General features: G+C 64.2%; 18 protein-coding genes. 8 read left to right on the top strand and 10 right to left on the bottom strand.

Annotated elements, in window-relative coordinates; translation table 11 throughout:
• Nucleotides 1-4: 4 nt before the first annotated feature.
• The 6 genes from QIY50_23725 to QIY50_23700 all read left to right on the top strand — a co-directional run bounded on the left by QIY50_23725 (nt 5) and on the right by QIY50_23700 (nt 6,204).
• The gene (locus QIY50_23725; protein WGV20262.1) at nt 5-1,339 is read left to right on the top strand and encodes an iron-containing redox enzyme family protein; all 1,335 of its coding nucleotides are present in this window, start codon (nt 5-7) and stop codon (nt 1,337-1,339) included.
• On the top strand, nt 1,339-2,292 hold the full coding sequence (locus tag QIY50_23720) for a class I SAM-dependent methyltransferase (GenBank protein ID WGV20261.1): 954 nt from the start codon (nt 1,339-1,341) through the stop codon (nt 2,290-2,292). The genes QIY50_23725 and QIY50_23720 overlap by 1 nt, the downstream gene beginning before the upstream one ends.
• Before the next feature lie 6 nt (nt 2,293-2,298).
• A complete protein-coding gene (locus QIY50_23715) occupies nt 2,299-3,405 on the top strand; it encodes a carboxylate-amine ligase (protein WGV20260.1) in 1,107 nt (368 codons plus the stop codon).
• 56 nt (nt 3,406-3,461) lie between these two features.
• Nucleotides 3,462-4,049 (top strand): nucleosidase, encoded by a 588-nt coding sequence (locus QIY50_23710; protein WGV20259.1) that lies wholly within the window; start codon nt 3,462-3,464, stop codon nt 4,047-4,049.
• A gap of 353 nt (nt 4,050-4,402) precedes the next feature.
• Entirely contained in the window at nt 4,403-5,308 is a 906-nt protein-coding gene (locus QIY50_23705; GenBank protein ID WGV20258.1) for an SDR family oxidoreductase, read from the top strand.
• A gap of 74 nt (nt 5,309-5,382) precedes the next feature.
• Complete coding sequence (locus QIY50_23700) at nt 5,383-6,204, top strand: Ku protein (GenBank protein ID WGV20257.1); 822 nt, start codon at nt 5,383-5,385, stop codon at nt 6,202-6,204.
• A 144-nt stretch (nt 6,205-6,348) separates the two neighbouring features.
• Here QIY50_23700 and QIY50_23695 read toward each other — a convergent pair whose 3' ends face one another.
• From QIY50_23695 to ligD, 5 genes are read right to left on the bottom strand one after another with little or no spacing between them, the layout of a single operon-like run.
• Nucleotides 6,349-7,008 (bottom strand): glycosyltransferase, encoded by a 660-nt coding sequence (locus QIY50_23695; GenBank protein WGV20256.1) that lies wholly within the window; start codon nt 7,006-7,008, stop codon nt 6,349-6,351.
• Nucleotides 7,005-7,604, bottom strand: a complete 600-nt coding sequence (locus QIY50_23690; protein WGV20255.1) for a class I SAM-dependent methyltransferase — start codon at nt 7,602-7,604, stop codon at nt 7,005-7,007. The genes QIY50_23695 and QIY50_23690 overlap by 4 nt, the downstream gene beginning before the upstream one ends.
• An 11-nt stretch (nt 7,605-7,615) precedes the next feature.
• A complete protein-coding gene (locus tag QIY50_23685) occupies nt 7,616-8,371 on the bottom strand; it encodes a PIG-L family deacetylase (GenBank protein WGV20254.1) in 756 nt (251 codons plus the stop codon).
• A complete protein-coding gene (locus QIY50_23680; protein WGV20253.1) occupies nt 8,368-9,411 on the bottom strand; it encodes an acyl-CoA dehydrogenase family protein in 1,044 nt (347 codons plus the stop codon). The genes QIY50_23685 and QIY50_23680 overlap by 4 nt, the downstream gene beginning before the upstream one ends.
• Nucleotides 9,412-9,442: 31 nt before the next feature.
• Nucleotides 9,443-11,935, bottom strand: coding sequence for a DNA ligase D (gene ligD, locus QIY50_23675; GenBank protein WGV20252.1), 2,493 nt, complete (start codon nt 11,933-11,935; stop codon nt 9,443-9,445).
• Nucleotides 11,936-12,063: 128 nt separating this feature from the next.
• Here ligD and QIY50_23670 point away from each other — a divergent pair, with 128 nt between their 5' ends.
• On the top strand, nt 12,064-12,528 hold the full coding sequence (locus QIY50_23670) for a phosphotransferase system, HPr-related protein (protein ID WGV20251.1): 465 nt from the start codon (nt 12,064-12,066) through the stop codon (nt 12,526-12,528).
• The gene (locus tag QIY50_23665; GenBank protein ID WGV20250.1) at nt 12,525-12,749 is read left to right on the top strand and encodes a metallothionein; all 225 of its coding nucleotides are present in this window, start codon (nt 12,525-12,527) and stop codon (nt 12,747-12,749) included. The genes QIY50_23670 and QIY50_23665 overlap by 4 nt, the downstream gene beginning before the upstream one ends.
• Nucleotides 12,750-12,882: 133 nt before the next feature.
• On the opposite strand, the gene QIY50_23660 is transcribed toward QIY50_23665, so the two are convergent.
• From QIY50_23660 to QIY50_23640, 5 genes are read right to left on the bottom strand one after another with little or no spacing between them, the layout of a single operon-like run.
• A complete protein-coding gene (locus QIY50_23660; GenBank protein ID WGV20249.1) occupies nt 12,883-13,311 on the bottom strand; it encodes a hypothetical protein in 429 nt (142 codons plus the stop codon).
• Between the two features lie 34 nt (nt 13,312-13,345).
• Nucleotides 13,346-14,293 carry a lysylphosphatidylglycerol synthase domain-containing protein gene (locus QIY50_23655; GenBank protein ID WGV20248.1) on the bottom strand — a complete coding sequence of 316 codons (948 nt, stop codon included), beginning with the start codon at nt 14,291-14,293 and terminating at the stop codon, nt 13,346-13,348.
• Nucleotides 14,293-15,495 (bottom strand): cardiolipin synthase ClsB, encoded by a 1,203-nt coding sequence (gene clsB, locus QIY50_23650; protein WGV20247.1) that lies wholly within the window; start codon nt 15,493-15,495, stop codon nt 14,293-14,295. The genes QIY50_23655 and clsB overlap by 1 nt, the downstream gene beginning before the upstream one ends.
• The gene (locus tag QIY50_23645) at nt 15,492-16,277 is read right to left on the bottom strand and encodes an endonuclease/exonuclease/phosphatase family protein (protein WGV20246.1); all 786 of its coding nucleotides are present in this window, start codon (nt 16,275-16,277) and stop codon (nt 15,492-15,494) included. The genes clsB and QIY50_23645 overlap by 4 nt, the downstream gene beginning before the upstream one ends.
• On the bottom strand, nt 16,274-17,191 hold the full coding sequence (locus QIY50_23640) for a DUF72 domain-containing protein (GenBank protein ID WGV20245.1): 918 nt from the start codon (nt 17,189-17,191) through the stop codon (nt 16,274-16,276). Before QIY50_23640 ends, QIY50_23645 begins: the two co-directional genes overlap by 4 nt.
• Nucleotides 17,192-17,220 lie beyond the last annotated feature (29 nt).

Below are 17,220 nucleotides of genomic sequence, written 5' to 3'. Positions count from 1 at the left end.
CGGCATGACGGTAATGACCCGCAAGACCGACGCGGTGATACCGGCTTCGGCAAATGGGCCAAGCCTGAAGCAGCGTTACCAGACGTTGCTCGAAGGCCATGACACCACGAGCACTTCGTGGCTGAACGAACAATTGGCACACGCGCAGCGTTTGCCGGATGACCTGCCTGCCGATCCCGCTCTGCTGGATGCCTGGAGCGCTCGTCACGCCAGCCAGGTGGCCGAAGCCTATGCCAGTTACCTCGAGCAACGCCGCCAAGGCGCACCACGGCGCTATTTTGCCAACCGCGCCCAGGCGTTGTGGTTCCTGCAACAAGTGGCGCCCACCAAGGCAGTGGACGGGGCATGGCTGCACAGCACCTTGCGACATTGGGGCGATCCGCGCTACCACGGCCTGATTCGCACCTACATCGAAGAACTGGGCGGCGGCGACCCGCGCTGCAACCATGTACTGATCTACCAAAGGCTGTTGAGCCGGCTGGGTTGCCTGGACCTGCCTGAACTGGACGACCAGCGTTACCTGCAAGGTGCCGTACAGCTGGCGTTGGGGCGCCACGGTGATGAGTTTCTTGCCGAGGTGATCGGCTATAACCTGGGCTATGAACAGCCACCGTTGCATTTGCTGATTACCACCTACGAACTGGCGGAACTGGGCATCGATGGCCATTACTTCCAGCTTCACGTGACCATCGACAACGCAGCCAGCGGGCATGCACATCTGTCTGTCCAGGCGCTGCGCCAACTATGCCCGGCCGACGACGCCGGTCAGTTCTACCAGCGGGTGCGCAACGGGTATCGCTTGAACGACCTGGGGCCCGATACCCCCAGCCTGATCAGCAGCTTCGATCTCGAATCCGAGCTGCTTTCGGCACTGGAGCACAAGCGCAACTTCGGCCAGTTCATGCATTCCGACCATTGCCGCTTGCAAAAGCGCACCGTCAACCAATGGCTGGCCGAGCCCGGCGCCATGCCCGCGTTTCTTCAGGCCCTGCAGGCGCAGGGCTGGATCCGTCGCGGTGAGCCACCCGTCAACAGCCGCTGGTGGGCGCTCATCGACGGCCCATCGGCACCCATGTATGGCGTGTTCACGGCGTATGAAAAACAACTGTGGCACGACTGGATCGCCGCGGGTTGGCAAGCCCGGGGCCGCCGCGTGCTGCCTGGCAGCTGGGAGGTGCAAGCACAGTCGGACGATACGCTTGCGCAGCCTGCCCCGGGCGCCGACATCGAAACCTTGATCGACACGATGGCGGGTAACCGCCATGCGACACCGGAAGGATTGCTGGCCACCCGGCGCTACTTGCGTGCTACCGGCCTGATTCAGGAGGTCACCCACTGATGCTGCTCGATCCCAAACAAATCCAGGCTGACCAGGCACTGCTGCAATTGGGCAGGCGCCTGCGCGCCGATGGCTATCGCTTCACCTGTGTTACCCCGGCAACCCATGCTCGGGTGAATGCGCGCCCGGAAGCTGCGCAGGCCAGGACAGTGCGCGATGTATTCGGCTGGAGCCGCCCGTTCCGTTCGTCACTGGTGTCTGCCGATGAACTGGATCAGATGCGGCTGGCCCAAGTGCTCAAGGAGCACGGAGAGTTGCTGATCAGTACCGTGCGCTGGTCGACGGTCGACGACCTGTTGCTGGTGCATTCTGCATACCCCACCCAGGACGCCGACGCGGTGTTTCTCGGCCCGGACAGTTACCGTTTCGCCCAAGTGATTCAGGATCATCTGCAACGCACCCCGAAGCGCGTCGAGCACGCCGTGGATATTGGTTGCGGCACGGGTGTCGGCGCGTTGCTGATTGCCCGCGGGGCGCCCCATGCCCATGTCAGCGCCGTGGATATAAACCCGCTTGCGCTGCGTTACACCGCGATCAACGCGGCATTGGCGGGCCTGAGCAATGTGTCCGTGGAACCGAGTGATCTGCTTGATGGCATTACCGGGCTGTTCGACCTTGTCGTTGCCAACCCGCCGTACATGCTGGATGCCGGCGAACGCACCTATCGGCATGGCGGTGGTTCGCTAGGCGCGCAGCTGTCGCTGCGGATCGTCGAACAAGCCTGCGAGCGGCTTGGTTCAGGAGGCACGCTACTTTTGTATACCGGCGTGGCGATCATAGAAGGCCGGGATGCCTTGCTCGAAGCCATTCGCCTGCGCCTGGCGGGGCCGAAATGGTCCTGGGTGTATCGGGAGATCGACCCGGACGTGTTTGGCGAACAACTGGACGAACCTGGTTACGAGCAGGTCGAGCGCATCGCCGCCGTGGTGCTCACTGTCACCCGCAATCGCTGAGGCAGCATGGCCCGACCCTGCACGTTCGGCATCGAGGAAGAGTACCTGCTGGTGAACCTGGACACAGGGCAGGTACCTGCCACACCCGCGCCTGCCGTGATCGGGCGCTGCAGGGAGGCCTTGGGCCAGCATTTTGCCCAGGAAATGTTCCGCAGCCAGATCGAGGTGGCCTCGCCGGTGTTCGCCAACCAGTTCGAGGCGCGCGAGTTCTTCCAGCATAGCCGCCAGCGGTTGAATTCGGCCCTGGCCGAAGAGGGCATGGGCCTGTACGGTGCGGCAAGCCACCCCAATGCCGCCTGGCTGCGGCAGAAACCGGCTACCCCGGCGCATTACCGGCAACTGTTCGCTGACTACCGGCATGTGGCGCGGCGCAGCCTGCTCAACGGCCTGCATGTCCACGTGGGCGTACCCCCAGGCTGTGACCGTATGCAACTGATCAACCGTGTACTGGGCTGGTTGCCGCTGTTGCTGGTGCTGAGTACGTCATCGCCGCTGTGGGCCGGCCAGTGCACCGGCTACATGAGCTACCGTCGGGTGATTTGCGGGGAGTGGCCGCACATGGGCTTGCCCGAGCCCTTGCCGGACTGGAGCGCCTACGAGCGTTACCGTGCCTTGCTGCAACGTACAGGGTCGCTGGCCGCGGATGGCGACTTCTGGTGGGCGATCCGGCCCTCGCGGCGCTTCCCGACGGTCGAGCTGCGCATTTGCGATGGCTGCCCGCGGCTGGAGGACGCGCTGTGCATCGCCGCGCTGTTTCGCCACCTGGTCGAGCACAGCATCATGTACCGGCATGACCCGTCGGCCTGCAACCGCGAGCAGCGCTGGATCACCCAGGAAAACTACTGGCGCGCCATGCGCCATGGGCGCCAGGGTGAATTCATCGGCCTGCATGAGCAACAGCCGGTCACGGCCGTAGGGTGGCTGGCCCAGTTGCAGGAGCAGTTGCCGATCGACACGGCAGACGCCGAACGCGCCTTCCACCATGCACACCGCCTGTTGCGCGACGGTACCCACGCCGACCAGCAATTGCAGTGCCTGGCGCAGGCCAGTGCAGCCGGCCTGGGCAGGACGCAGGCGTTACGGGCCGTGGTGGCCGCCGGGGCTTGCAATTAGCCGGGGTTGGCTGAAAATGGCCGCGCCTTTCGCAGCCACTCGGAACCCCCTGCGCCATGATGCTGATCAAACAATTTCCCGACGTTTCCCTCGACGACACGTTGTTTGTCTTCGCCCTTGAAGCCGAGGCCGGCGATGTATTCGCTGACCTCAACACGGTGTTCACCGGCATCGGCAAGGTCAATGCTGCCATCGCCCTGACCAAGGCCATTGCCGCACACCGGCCCAGGCTGATCGTCAATCTTGGCTCGGCCGGCAGCCAGCGCCATGGCAAGGGCGAGGTGGTGTGCTGCAACCGCTTCGTGCAGCGCGACATGGACGTGACCCCACTGGGCTTCGCCCGCTACCAGACGCCTTTGTCGGACATCCCGGTGGTATTGGAGCACGGCACGCAGATCCCTGGCCTGGCCCTGGAAACCTGCGGCAGTGGCGACAGCTTCGAGATCAACCATGGCGATGCGCCTTATGACGTGGTCGACATGGAAGCCTACGTGCTGGCGCTGATCGCACGTAGCGAAGGCATCCCGTTCGTGTGCCTGAAGTACATCTCCGATGACGCCGGCAGTGACGCGGCGCAAGACTGGGCGGTGCAGGTACACCTGGCGGCTGAAGCTTTCAGGCGGGTGCTGTTCAACCAGGCGTGAACCTATGGTGGCGTCCTGTCGGCCTCGACCGTCCTGGTGCCCGACTACATCGGTAGTTTCTCCAGCGTGTATTCCAAAGACGGTGGCAGTGGTGGTGGCAGTAGCTGATGCCAGGGACGCGCCGGATGTCGACGCTGTCGAGGTGCGCAACTGATCACTTTGACTGTCGTATCGACCGCTGGTCGGTGTAGGGGCCAGTCAGAAAAAACCATCGATGGCGGTTTACCTCGAAAACGGTAGAGCAACCTTCGCGGGCTCGCCCGCTCCCGCAGGGCTATCACCAGCTTCAAGACCTGTGGGGGCGGGCAAACCCGCGAAGGGCCTATACCGGTTTCACCAGAGGAGTGGCCCCCATGCCCAACAAACCCCACGACCAGTTCAGCATGCAGAACCCGCTGACCCAGTACCCGCACCCACCGTTCCCGGCTCAAGGCCAGCCAGCCCCGGGGCTGGATGCCAACATGCAGCCCGAGCCAGACCACGGCGAAACCACTTACAAGGGCTTTGGCCGCCTGGCAGGGCGCAAGGCGCTGATCACCGGTGCGGATTCGGGCATCGGCCGCGCCGTGGCCATCGCCTTTGCCCGCGAGGGCGCCGACATTGCCCTCAATTACCTACCTATCGAACAACCCGACGCCCGCGAAGTCATCAAGCTGATCGAAGCCGAAGGCCGCAAGGTGGTGGCCATTGCCGGTGACCTGAAGGATGAGCAGTTCTGCAAGGAACTGGTCGACCAGGCCCACGAGCAGCTCGGCGGCCTGGACATCCTGGTCAACGTCGCCGGCAAGCAGGAAGCGCGCAAGGACATCAGCCAGGTCAGCCACGAGCAGTTCGACCACACCCTGAAAACCAACGTCTATGCGCTTTTCTGGCTTTGCCAGGCGGCCGTGCCGCTGATGCCGGCGGGGGCGACCATCATCAACACCGCCTCGATCCAGTCCTATCAGCCTTCGGCCACCTTGCTCGACTATGCCACCACCAAGGCCGCGATCGTCGCCTTCACCAAGGCCTTGGCCAAGCAGGTGATCGAGCGCGGTATCCGGGTCAACGCCGTGGCCCCGGGCCCCATCTGGACCGTGCTGCAACCCAGTGGCGGGCAACCGCCGGAGAAAATCCCCGACTTCGGCGCGCAAACGCCGATGAAGCGCCCGGGGCAACCCGCCGAATGTGCACCGGTGTATGTGTTGCTGGCCAGCCAGGAGTCCAGCTACATCACCGGTGAAGTGTTCGGCGTGACGGGCGGCAACCCGCTGCCGTAGGGCGGGGCGGTTAAACCTTCGCCACCCGTTGCAGTCGATTCAGGTACTGGCAGGCAACCTTGGGAGCACCACCAATGGCTAGGGCAATCTGGAAAGGCGCCATCAGTTTCGGCCTCGTGCACATACCGGTGGCCCTCAATACCGCGGTGCGCACCGAGCGGGTCGATTTCGACTGGCTCGACAAGCGCAGCATGGAGCCGGTCGGCTACAAACGGGTGAACAAGGTCACCGGCAAGGACATCGACAAGGACAATATCGTCAAGGGTGTCGAGTTCGAGAAGGGGCGCTACGTGGTCATCAGCGAAGAGGAAATTCGCAAGGCCCGGCCCGAAGCGACCCAGACGATCGACATCTTTTCCTTCGTCGAAGCCGGTGAGATCCCGCTGCAGTATTTTGACACACCGTACTACCTTACCCCCGACCGTCGTGGCGGCAAGGTGTACGCCTTGCTGCGCGAAACCCTGGCCAAGACTGACAAGGTGGCGCTGGCCACGGTGGTGCTGCACACCCGCCAGCACCTGGCGCTGCTGCGGCCGCTGGAAGACGCGTTGGTGATGATCACCCTGCGCTGGCCCGAGGAAGTGCGCGGGCTGGAAACACTGGAACTGGACAGCAGTGTGACCGAGGCCAAGGTGGACAAGCGCGAGCTGGACATGGCCAAGCGGCTGGTGGAAGACATGAGCGGGCCGTGGAAACCGGCGGACTACCAGGATGTGTTTCGCCAGACCATCATGGACCTGGTGGAAGAGAAGGCCAGCAAGGGCAAGATCGAAACCGTGGAGAAGGGCGAGGCGACGGAAGCTGGGAAAGGCGCGGACATCCTCGACCTTACCGAACTGCTCAAGCGCAGCCTGGGTGGCAAGAAACCGGCGAAGAAGACACGCAAGGCGTCCTGAAATGTTCATGACTCATTGAATTAGCGAGGTACCTGTGGGAGCGGCTTTAGCCGCGAACACCGGCGCAGCCGGTGCCATGCACCGAGTTGAATTCTTCGCGGCTAAAGCCGCTCCCACAGGGTACGCGCCGCGTGCGAACTAGCATCAGATCTGTGTCTGCAACCCCACCAGATAATCGCCAAACCCTCCGCGGGCGCGGCTGTCGCGCCGGCTGCTGGTGACCACGCTATGCCTGGCGGTCCATACGATCTGCGCGCCACTGGCCTGCAGGTCGCTGACCAGTTGCACATCCTCATGCGCCGCCAGGGGCTTGAAGCCGCCCACCCGATTATAGGCGTCGGCACAAACCCCCAGATTGGCCCCATGCACATGCCGATGCCCCTCACGTGCGTGGTAGCGGCTGTGGTACAGCTTGCGCAAGGCCGCTGTCTGCCAGGGCTGCCAGCACTCGACATGCACCGTTCCGCACACCACCTCGGCCCTGCAGGCCAGTTGCGACAACAGCCAGTGCGCTGGCACCCGGCTGTCGGCATCGGTGCATGCCAGCCACTGCGCGCCGCGCTCGACCATGTATGCCGCACCCACCCGGCGCGCCATGCCGACGTTGCCGGTATCCACCGTCAGCGCCGTTACACCGAAACGGCTTGCCACGGCGGCACTGCCATCGCTGCAGCGGTCCAGCACCACCAGCACCTCCACCTGGTACCCCACCTGCTGCGCCTGCCGGGCGGCCGCCAGTACTGCCCGCAGGCAGCGCCCAAGGCGCCGGGCCTCGTTGTGCGCCGGGATAACAACGGCAATCATGGGCAGGTCTCGTCAAGGTCGACCACGCTGGGCTGAGAAGACCAGTATTCCAGCACGAAGTCCGCCTCGTCATGTTGCAACTGCAGATGCAGCGGCAGGTGCCGGGCCAGCATGCGATGCACTTCACGCCCGTCCTGCGGGCAACCGGCAATAGGGTGCTTCCAATGGCAGGCCAGCAGCCCGCCGTCGTAGGTCAGGCTGGCCACCGACTGTTCGATCACCTGCAGCCAGTCGGTCGGGTCGAGGTAGTATCCCACCTCGCTCAGCACAATCAGGTCGAAACTCCCGCCCGGCCAGTCCGCCGGCAGCCGCGCCTGCTCCACCGAGACATTACCCAGCTGGGCCAAGCGCTCACTGGCCAGGGCTACCGCAGTAGGGTCCAGGTCCTGGCACAACAGGTAGGCACAACGCTCGGCCAGCAAGGCGCTGAGCTCGCCATTGGCGCAAGCCGGCTCGAAAACGCGCTGATAGCACTGGCGCGGCAGGCTGGCCATGACCAGCTCGCGCTTGCGCTTTTCGTACCAGCGGGTACGAAATGCCCAAGGGTCTTCACTGGTGGCGTACAGGTCGGCGAAATACTGTGAGTCAAGGCTCATGACAACTCCAATTACAGGAACACCAGTTCGAAAGGTTGCAGCAAACACTCCTGCAAGTTCGGCGGCAGTACGGGCGGGCGCGGGCCATCCGGCTCGAGCTGGCTGACATGGGCGGCCAAGGCCTTGCGCTTGCGGGCCAGGCTGGCCTCGTCGAGCTGGATGCGGTGGGCCCGCTGCCAAGGCAGGCGCGGGTCGTCCGGTTGTGCCCAGTGCCAGGCCCACACGGGTACCTCCAGGCATTGCGCCTTGCGCATCCGCACCGCCTGCACCGCAGCCCGGCCCACCGCCTCGTGGTCACAGTGGCCGTCGCCGCTCCAGGTGGCCATCAGCAGATCGTCAGGCCTGAGCAACTGATTCAGATGGTTGAGCAGAAACGCCTCGTCACGTGGCAAGGCGCCGTCCTTGAGGTGGAGCCGCCGCCAATCCAGGCGGCCGAGGTCGAGGTCAAGCTGTTGCAGCGCATGGCGGCTTTCCAGCGGCCTTTGCCGGCGCAGACGGTGTTCGCTCCAGTGGCGAGAGCCGGGGTGGCTCGCTTCGCCATCGGTCGCAGAGATCAGTACCAACTCGTTTTCCCGGCCACGGAAGCCCGCCAGCAGCCCGCCGGCCATGAGAATCTCGTCATCGGGATGCGGCGCGAGCAGTACCAGGCGGCGGCCCGGCGGGCACAGCTGCTGCGGGGTAATCCAGGTCGCCCTGGCCAGGTGCGCGGCCTGCTGCCAAGCCGTCCACGGCGTGCCGCTGCTCGCCTGGATCAGGTTCTCGCTCATAGTTGCCAGACGCCTGCGGGCTGTTGCGCCGACTGCTCGCCTAGCGCCGCCAGGTCGCGTTCGGCATGGCTCTGGCGCAGGAACACCGGCAAATCGGCGCTCAGCCGGGCAAAGTGGTTGTTGCGGCAGAAAGGCGAAGCGCCCAGCGCCCGACCCACATGATGGATCACCTGCTCCACGGCCTGTTCCACCTGGGCGCGGGTGCGGCGTACTTCGAAGCTGGCGTCTGCGCCCGGTTGGCGGTCGATCCATGCCGCGCATTCGCGCAGCGCTGCCCTGGCACCGTACAAGGCGGCGTCGACCGCCCCGAGGTGAGCATCGGCATGTGGGTCGGGGCGGGGGTTGCGGCAGTGTTCGCGCAGGTAATCGGCCAGGGCTTCGGCAGCGCCGTACCAGCAGGCCGCAATCCCAGCACCGCCGTGCCAGAACCCTGGGCGCGACAGGTATTGCCCGGGGCGGCCGATGGCGATGCCAGGGGTGTGGTCGAATTCGATTTCGACGCTGGCCGTCGTGGCCATACCGACAGCCTGCCAGCGTTCAATGGCAAGGCCCTGGCTGGGATGGGACAGTTCGATGGCCACCAGCTGTGGTTGGTCGTGCTGGTCCCAGGCCGTGATCAGTGCCCGGTCGATCTGCAGTGCGCCCGAACACCAGGCCTTGCGCCCCGACAAGCGAACCTGGTCGCCATCACGGTCCACGATGCAAGCGCGGGCATCCGGCGGTTCGGCGGCCCACACGGCCCATATGCCTTCGGCAGCGTGGTGTGCGGCAGCACATTCGGCAAGGATCGCCAGCGCGTCGGTGTGGCCCTCGTACAGCTTGGCCAAGGCCAGGTCACAGCCTGCCACCCGGGCCAGTGTTTGCCAGCGCCGCAGCGTATTGCCCTGGCCGGGCAGGGGTAACAGGTCGAGGTGGTCGGCTTGCAGTGCCTGGATCAGCTGCGGCAACTGGGTATCCAGGTTGAGCGGTTGCTGCCGCTCGCCGAACGCGCGCAGCAGGCGATCGAGGTTGGTCAGGTCAAAATCCTGGACAATGCTCATGGGCTCGGCTCCTTGGTCAGGCTAGCCTTCATCAGGCCAGCCCCAGCTGCTTGCGCATGGCCACGGTGATCGATTGCCTTGTCTTGCCATAATCGGCCCAGGGGTCGTTCACATCACTCAGGCGTTCGAGCACGTTGCCGATGTTCCACTGGTTGGCGCCCTTGAGTTGCGGCAGTTCCTCGCGCCAGATCGGCACGGATACCGGCAGGCCTTCGCGGGCGCGCAGGCTGTACGCACAGGCGGTGGTCGCACCTTTGCCATTGCGCAGGTAATCGATGAAGATGCGCCCGACGCGGTTTTTCGGCCCGGAAACGGCACTTAGTCTGTCGGGGAACAGCCTGGCCAGGTAATCGACGATGGCGTGGCTGAACGCCTTCACTTCATCCCAGTCAGCCCGCCGGGTCAGCGGCACGACCAGGTGCATGCCTTTGCCACCACTGGTCTTGAGAAACACTTTCAAGCCCAGTTCATCCAGAAGTGTCAGGGCCAGTTGGGTGGCTTCGAGCATGGCCTTCCACGGCAGTGCCGGGTCCGGGTCGAGATCGAGGACGAAGCGGTCAGGCTTGTCGAAATCCTTGTCGGTGGCGTTCCAGGTGTGCAGTTCGAGCATGTTCATCTGCACGGCACCCAGCAGGGTGTCGGCGCGGTTGATGACCATCGCCGCCTGGCCGGCCTCGGCCTTGTCGTAGCTGAGCACGTTGGGCAGATGCAGTTGGCCGGCGTTCTTCTGGAAGAACAACTCGCCGGCCAGGCCATCCGGCGCGCGCACCAGCGCTACCGGGCGGTCCTTTAACTGGGGCAGTAGCCACTGGCTGACGGCGGCGTAGTACTCGGCGACCTCGCGCTTGGTCACGCCGCTGGTGGCGTCGATTACCCGCTCGGGGTGGGTCAGGCGCAGCTCGCCCAAGGCTTCCGGTGCCTTGGCCTGCTTGCGCTTGGGCAGGGGCTTGGTGGGCATGCTGCGCTCCAGGTCGATTGCGGTAGCCGGTTTGTCATCGCGCAGGCCGTGGAATACCGAGTGGCGCACGATGCCGTCACGGGTCATCTGGGCATAGGCGACTTCGGCCAGCAGTTGCGGCTTCAGCCAGTGCACGCCACGGGCTTCCGCGCCGGTGGGCGGTTTGGGCAAGGCCGGCCTGTCGACTTCCAATGGTTCAAGCCGGGCGTGGATGCTGGCCAGCGTGGTGGCACTGAAGCCGGTGCCGACCTTGCCGGCATAGCGCAACTCGCCGCTATCGTTGTCGTGCAAGGCTAGCAGCAGGGCACCGAAACCGCTGCGGCTGCCCTTGGGGTCGGTGTAGCCGACGATCACGAACTCCTGGCGCTGCTTGCACTTGAGCTTGATCCAGTCGGGACTGCGGCGGCCGCTGTAGGGACTGTCGACGCGCTTGCCGATCAGGCCTTCGAGTTGTAACCGGCAGGCGCTATCAAGCAGGGATTCGACGGGCTGGTCAAAGTCGGCGGAGTACTTGAGTACGTCCGATTCACTGTGCTCCAGCAAGCGCTGCAAGGTGCTACGCCGGTCCTGCAATGGTAACTGACGCAGGTCCTGGCCACCGAGGAATGGCAGGTCGAACAGGTAATAGGTGATGTGCTCGTCACGCTCGGTGTCGAAAGCGTTCTGCAGCGCCTGGAAGTCCGCCGCGCCGTTTTCGTCCGCCACCACCACCTCGCCGTCGAACCAGCCCGAATCGATGCCTAACGCACGCAAGGCGGCAACCTGCCGAGGCATCTTGCTGCTCCAGTCATGGCCATTGCGGGTGAACAGGCGCACGTCGTCACCGTCGACGCGGGCCAGGATGCGATAGCCGTCGAACTTGACCTCGTAGCGCCAGTCGCCACTGGGCGGGGAGTCGACCAAGGTGGCCAATTGTGGCTGCAGTTGCGCCGGCAACGGCACCTTCTGGCCTTTGCTGGCGGATTTGCGACGCGGCGCGGCAACCTTTTTTGCTGCCGGCTTGCGTGGTACCAGCGTGCGGTCACTGAGCACGCTGTCGGGTTGGGCCTCGACGATGCTGTAGTCGGCTTCGCTACGCGCCTGGCCGTCGTGCGACTTGACCAGCATCCACTGTTCCTTCTTGCCGGCCAGGTGGGTGCGGAACAGGTTCCATACACCGCTGAGCTTTTCCCCTTGCAGGCGGAACCGCAGTTTGCCCTTGGCATAGGCTTCACGCGCATCGCCTTCGGGCTCCCATATGCCCCGGTCCCAGACGATCACGTCGCCAGCGCCGTAATGGCCTTCCGGGATATGGCCTTCGAAGTCGGCATAGTCCAAGGGGTGGTCTTCCACGTGCACGGCCAGGCGGCGCACCTTGGGGTCCAGCGACGGCCCCTTGGGGATCGCCCAGCTTTTCAGCGTGCCATCGAGCTCCAGGCGGAAGTCGTAATGCAGGTGGCTGGCATCGTGCTTCTGGATGCAGAACTGCAGTGCGTGGCCCCGCTTGCTCCGGCTGCGCTTGCCGCTGGGTTCGGGCGTGGCATTGAAGTCGCGCTTGCGCGCATATTCCTGCAGGGGCTTGGCCATGGCGGGCTCCGGGCGGTTCGCAGTCTCTAAGCTGGGAGGCAGCAGCCAGGGCGGTAGTTCAAAAAAACTCTGAATCTTCCAGCGGCAGGTGCAGTCGACCGAATGAAGCCACCTGACGGAGAACGCACATGGCCCGAGCAGATGAACCGAAGCCGTATACCCCCAGCGAAATCGACGACACCGAAGACCGTATGGGCAGCGTGCATGAGCTGGACTTCGACGAACGCCTGGATGAGCGAGAAGGGCGTGTAGGTGACGAGCGCCCCGCCGCGGACGTGGCCAAAGAGTTCCCGCCCCGGCGCGTGGCCGAAAGCGGCATGACCGGCGGCGAGGCGTTGAGCGACAGCCTGCACGAGGACAACGTTACTTATGACGACCTGAGCCCGGACACTTTGCTGGATGAAACCGGCGCCCGCGACCCGCACGAACCGGGCGGCAGCGGTGGCCCTGCAGACAAGACCCTGCGGCAGGTAGAGGCCAGTGAAATTGGCGGCGGCATAGGCCTGGACGAAGCCGAACTGGCCCGCTCCGCGCCGCTTGATGGCGAACCGTGGAGCGATGATGTGATCGATGACGAGGAGATCAAGCCATGAACGAGGTGCGTTGTGCCTGTGCCGGTTGTTCCTGCACCGTGGATGCCAATGCCTTGCAGCTCGAAGGCAAGGTGTATTGCTGCGAAGCCTGTGCCAGCGGGCATCGCAATGGCGAGCCGTGCCGGATGGCTGATTGCCACTGTGGTGAAAAAACCGGGGAAAGCGCGGTAGACAATGCGCTGGACGAGACTTTCCCGGCGAGTGACCCGATTTCGCCCTGATGCCTGGCCCTCCCTGTGGGGCCCTATCGCCGGCAAGCCAGCTCCCACACCGACCGCACTGACCTCAGGGCTGTGCTATCTCTGTGGGAGCCGGCTTGCCGGCGACAGGGCCAGAACAGGTAAAACAGTGGGCTCAGTGAGTCTGCCAAATGCCATTGCTACGCTCGCAATCGGTGCGGGCTTGCCCCAGGCTGGGGGTGTCGTAGTAATAGGTGATCACCCGCGCATCCTTGGGCAACGCCGGCTTGTCGCCGCCAGAGGCCTTGGGGTTGGCCAATGCTTCCTGGGTCAACGGTGCGATGCAACTGCCAACGCTGCCATCGGCACACCGTGCGACCTTGTGCTTTTCGCTGTTGAGCATGTCCTTGCTTTCGTTGCTGCACGACCAGTTGATCGCTTCGGCGGGCAGGTTGCTGTAGCTGTAGCAGCTGTGCCGCTCCACCGGCGTTACCGCCTCGCTGGAGGACCGGGTGAGCACGTTGCAGGCCTCGGCCAGGGCTTGGCCGCTGATCAGGCTGGCCATCATCAGTATCAACATCGGCTTCAGGACAGGACCACGCATTTGCCACCTCCCGGGCCAGAGGCCCTCGTCAGGCCTAGGCCGGCTTGTCGCGCCGGCGCATGGCCTTGGCGCGTTTTTCCAGGATCAGGTAGGTAAGCACCGCCAGCAACAGCGGCACCAGGTAGTACAGCGTGCGGTAGCCCAGCAAGGCCGCTACCAGCGTTCCCTGGGCCAACTGCCCGTGCAGCAGCGCCAGGAATACCGTCTCCAGCACACCCAGCCCGGCCGGGATATGGGCGACCACGCCAGCCACGCAGCTGATCAGCAGGATGCCAAGTATCGACGGGTAGAAGGCTTCGCCAGGCAGCAACCAGAAGATCAGCAATGCCATCAGCGCCCAATTGCTGGCACCCAGTACCACTTGGCACAGCGCCAGGCGCAGCGACGGCAGCGTTACCTCATGGTCGCGCCAGCGCCAGGTGCGCTTCTTGGCGAAACCACAGGCCAGCAGGTAGCCTGCGGCAATCGCCAGCAATGCCAGGCCGATCAGCTGCAGGCCGCTGGCGCCGACCGCCCAGTTGGCAGGCAACTCGACCAGGCGCAAGGCGAACACCGTGCCCGCCAGCAGCATGTAGCCCATCCAGTTGGTCAGCAGGCCCAGGGTAAGGATGCGTGTGATGGTCGCCGTGTCCAGCCCCAGGCGGCTGTATAGCCGGTAGCGCAAGGCAACCCCACCCACCCAGGTGGTGAAATTGAGGTTGAACGCGTAGCAAACGAAGGCCACCGGCAAAACCTGGCGAGCCGGCAGGTGGTGGCCGGTGTAGGCTCGGGCCAGCAGGTCGTAACTGGCGAATGTCAGGTAGCTGCACCCGGCCAGCGCCAGGCCGATGGCCAGGGTGCCGGGCTTGTAGGCCAGCAACGACTGGCGTACCTCGTTCCAGTCCAGGTTGCGCGCCAGCAGGTACAGCAACGCAGGGATCAGGATCAGGAATGCCAGAGTGAACAGCCGCTTGCCCCAGGTTTGCCAGTGTTTTCGCGCCATCAGGTCTTGCCCTCGTGATAGTCACCCTGTGCCTCGGCCTCCGGTTGCACCGAGCGCAAGCGCTGGCGGTGCGCCGGGAACCAGCCGGCAATCCGCGGGAAATGGCGGATCACGTGGAAGCACAGGAAAATCAGCGGCGCGCGCCACCAATAGCCGCGAACCATGCGTTCCAGGGTGACCGGTTTGCACTGTTCGCTGGCCAGCGCCTGCAGGTGCTGGTTGAGTTGCTGGTTGAAGGCGCGATCACGGATGAACAGGTTGGCCTCCAGGTTGAATGACAGGCTCAACGGGTCCAGGTTGCTGGAGCCGACGGTGGCCCACTGGTCGTCCACCAGCGCCACCTTGCCGTGCAGGGGCCGCTGGCAGTACTCGTGAATCGCCACACCGTCGCGCAGCAAGTAGTTGTAAAGCAGCCGCGACAACGCCCGAACCCAGCGCATGTCTGGCTGGCCCTGCAGGATCAGTTGCACCTCCACGCCGCGCCGGGACGCATTGCGCAGTTCGCGCATCAGCCGGTAGCCCGGGAAGAAATACGCATTGGCCACCACGATGCGCTGCCGGGCACTGCGAAACGCTTGCAGGTAGTGGGCTTCGATATCGGTGCTGCGCACCCCGTTGTCACGTTCAACCAGCACGGCGCTGCAGGTGCCGGCAGGCTCGGTCAGCGGCCGTACCGCGCTGGGCGGCTGCAGTACCGGCGACATCAGGCGCTTGCTGGCGGCGTGCACCTGCGCCACCACCGGGCCGGCGACCTCCACGGCATAGTCCTGTTTGGCCATGGCACCAAAGTCGCCCAGGTGGTCGGCGCTGTAGTTGATGCCGCCAATGAAGGCCCGCTCACCATCGACCACCACGATCTTGCGGTGCAGGCGCCGGAACAGGTTGGTGCGCATCCCCACCAGCCGCGGCTGCGGGTCGAAGGCGTGGAAACTGACTCCGGCATCGGTCATGGCCGCAATGAAAGACTGGGGCAGGTCGGCCGTACCGTAGCCATCCACGGCCACTTCGACACGCACGCCGCGGCGGGCGGCATCGATCAGTACCTGCTGCAATTGCTGGCCAACCTTGTCATCGAAGATGATGAAGGTCTCCAGCAGGATTTCCTCCCGCGCCTGGGCCATGGCCTCGAACACGCGGGGGTAGTATTGCTCGCCATTGATCAGCAACTGCACGCTGTTGCCGTCTACCCAGGGTCGGTTCACAGGTTGATCTCCGATGCCAGAGGGGCGTGGTCGGAAAGGTGCGACCACGGGTATTTCGACAGCACCTGGGCATTGCCGGGCATGGCATTGCGCAGGTAGATGCGGTCCAGGCGCAACAGCGGCAGACGCGCCGGAAAACTGCGTGCCGGGGTGCCAAAATGCTCGCCAAAGGCTTCTATCAGGTATTCGCTGAGCACCGCATCGGCCTTCAGCCGCCAATCGTTGAAATCGCCGGCAATGATCACCGGTGCCTCGGGCGGCAGACCATCGAGAAGGTCCAACAGCAACTTTACCTGCCGTTGCCGATGGGCCTCGCGCAGGCCCAGGTGCACGCACACGGCATGCACCTGATCATGGCCGGGCACTTCCAGCTCGCAATGCAGCAGGCCGCGTTGCTCATTGCCTTGCACCGACACGTCCAGGTTGTCGAAGCGGCGGATGGGGAATTTGGACAGTAGCGCGTTGCCATGGTCACCGTGGGGGTACACGGCATTGCGACCATAGGCGAACTGCGGCCACATGCTGTCGGCGAGGAACTCGTACTGTGGCGTATCCGGCCAGGCGGGGTGGCGCAGGGCATGTTGCTGGTGGCTGCCGTGCACTTCCTGCAGGAACACCAGATCGGCGCCGGTGGCACGCACGGCTTCGCGCAACTCGGGCAGGATGAAGCGCCGGTTGAAGAAGGTGAAGCCCTTGTGCACGTTCAACGTCAGTACATTCAGCCGACGCACGGCGGTGACCTTGTCGATGATGCAGTGCGGGGCAGGCAGTGTCCTGTTCACAGGGTCACCTCCGGCACCACGCCAGGCTCGGTCATCAGTTCATGGTCCAGCGACAGCTTCTGCAACAGGCGCCGGGCATCATAAGGCGCATGCACCTTCTGGTCGTTGTCGAAATAGCAATACACGTCACGGCTGGCGCGCCGTGGCGGCGGCCCCGGCACGACCAGCTGGGCATCGTCCGCCTGACGGCCCTGGCTCCAGTGCTGGATACGCTGTTTCCAGCGCCGCAGCGCCTGGGCGGTATAGCCACTGCTGTACAGCTCGACATCGCCATGCAGGCGCATGTACACGAAGTCGGCGGTAAGGTCCTCGACATACGGCCATTTTCCGGCGCTGTCGGCCACTACCAGTGCCACCCGGTGTTTGCGCAGCAACTTGATGAAGGCTTCGCACAGGAAGCTTTCGTGGCGGATTTCCACGGCGTGGCGCAGCCGTGCGTTGCCCTTGATATCTGTGCCGCCGTTGTCCTTCAGGCGTTGCGCACACCCCATTGCGCATTCGCGGGCAGCCTTGCGGCTGTGCGGCAGCAGTTCGAGAAAACGGGTGAAGCGGGCCTCGTCGAACTTCATGTTCGGTGGAAACTGCCACAGGAACGGGCCCAGTTTCTTGCCAAGCAGCAGCGGCCCGGAAGCGAAAAAATTGGCCACGGCCTCTTCGATGTCCTTGAGCCGCCGTACATGGGTGATGTAGCGCGGGGCTTTTACCGCGAACACGAAGCCGGGCGGGGTTTCGTCATGCCAGCCCTGGTAGCGTTCGGGCGTTTGCAGGCTGTAGAACGAGCCATTGATTTCAATGCTGTTGACTGCCCGCGAAGCGAACGCCAGTTCGTCGTCCTGGGGCAGCCCTTTCGGGTAGAAATCCTTGCGCCACGGGCCGTAGCGCCAACCAGAGATGCCGATGCGGATATCGCTCACGCTGCCTTCCTCATTGCCGGGTCCTTGTT

It is taken from the genome of Pseudomonas putida (genome assembly GCA_029953615.1).
GTDB lineage: Bacteria > Pseudomonadota > Gammaproteobacteria > Pseudomonadales > Pseudomonadaceae > Aquipseudomonas.
Note: the sequence above shows the minus strand (reverse complement) of the source record. Positions and strands in the feature narration are given on the sequence as shown.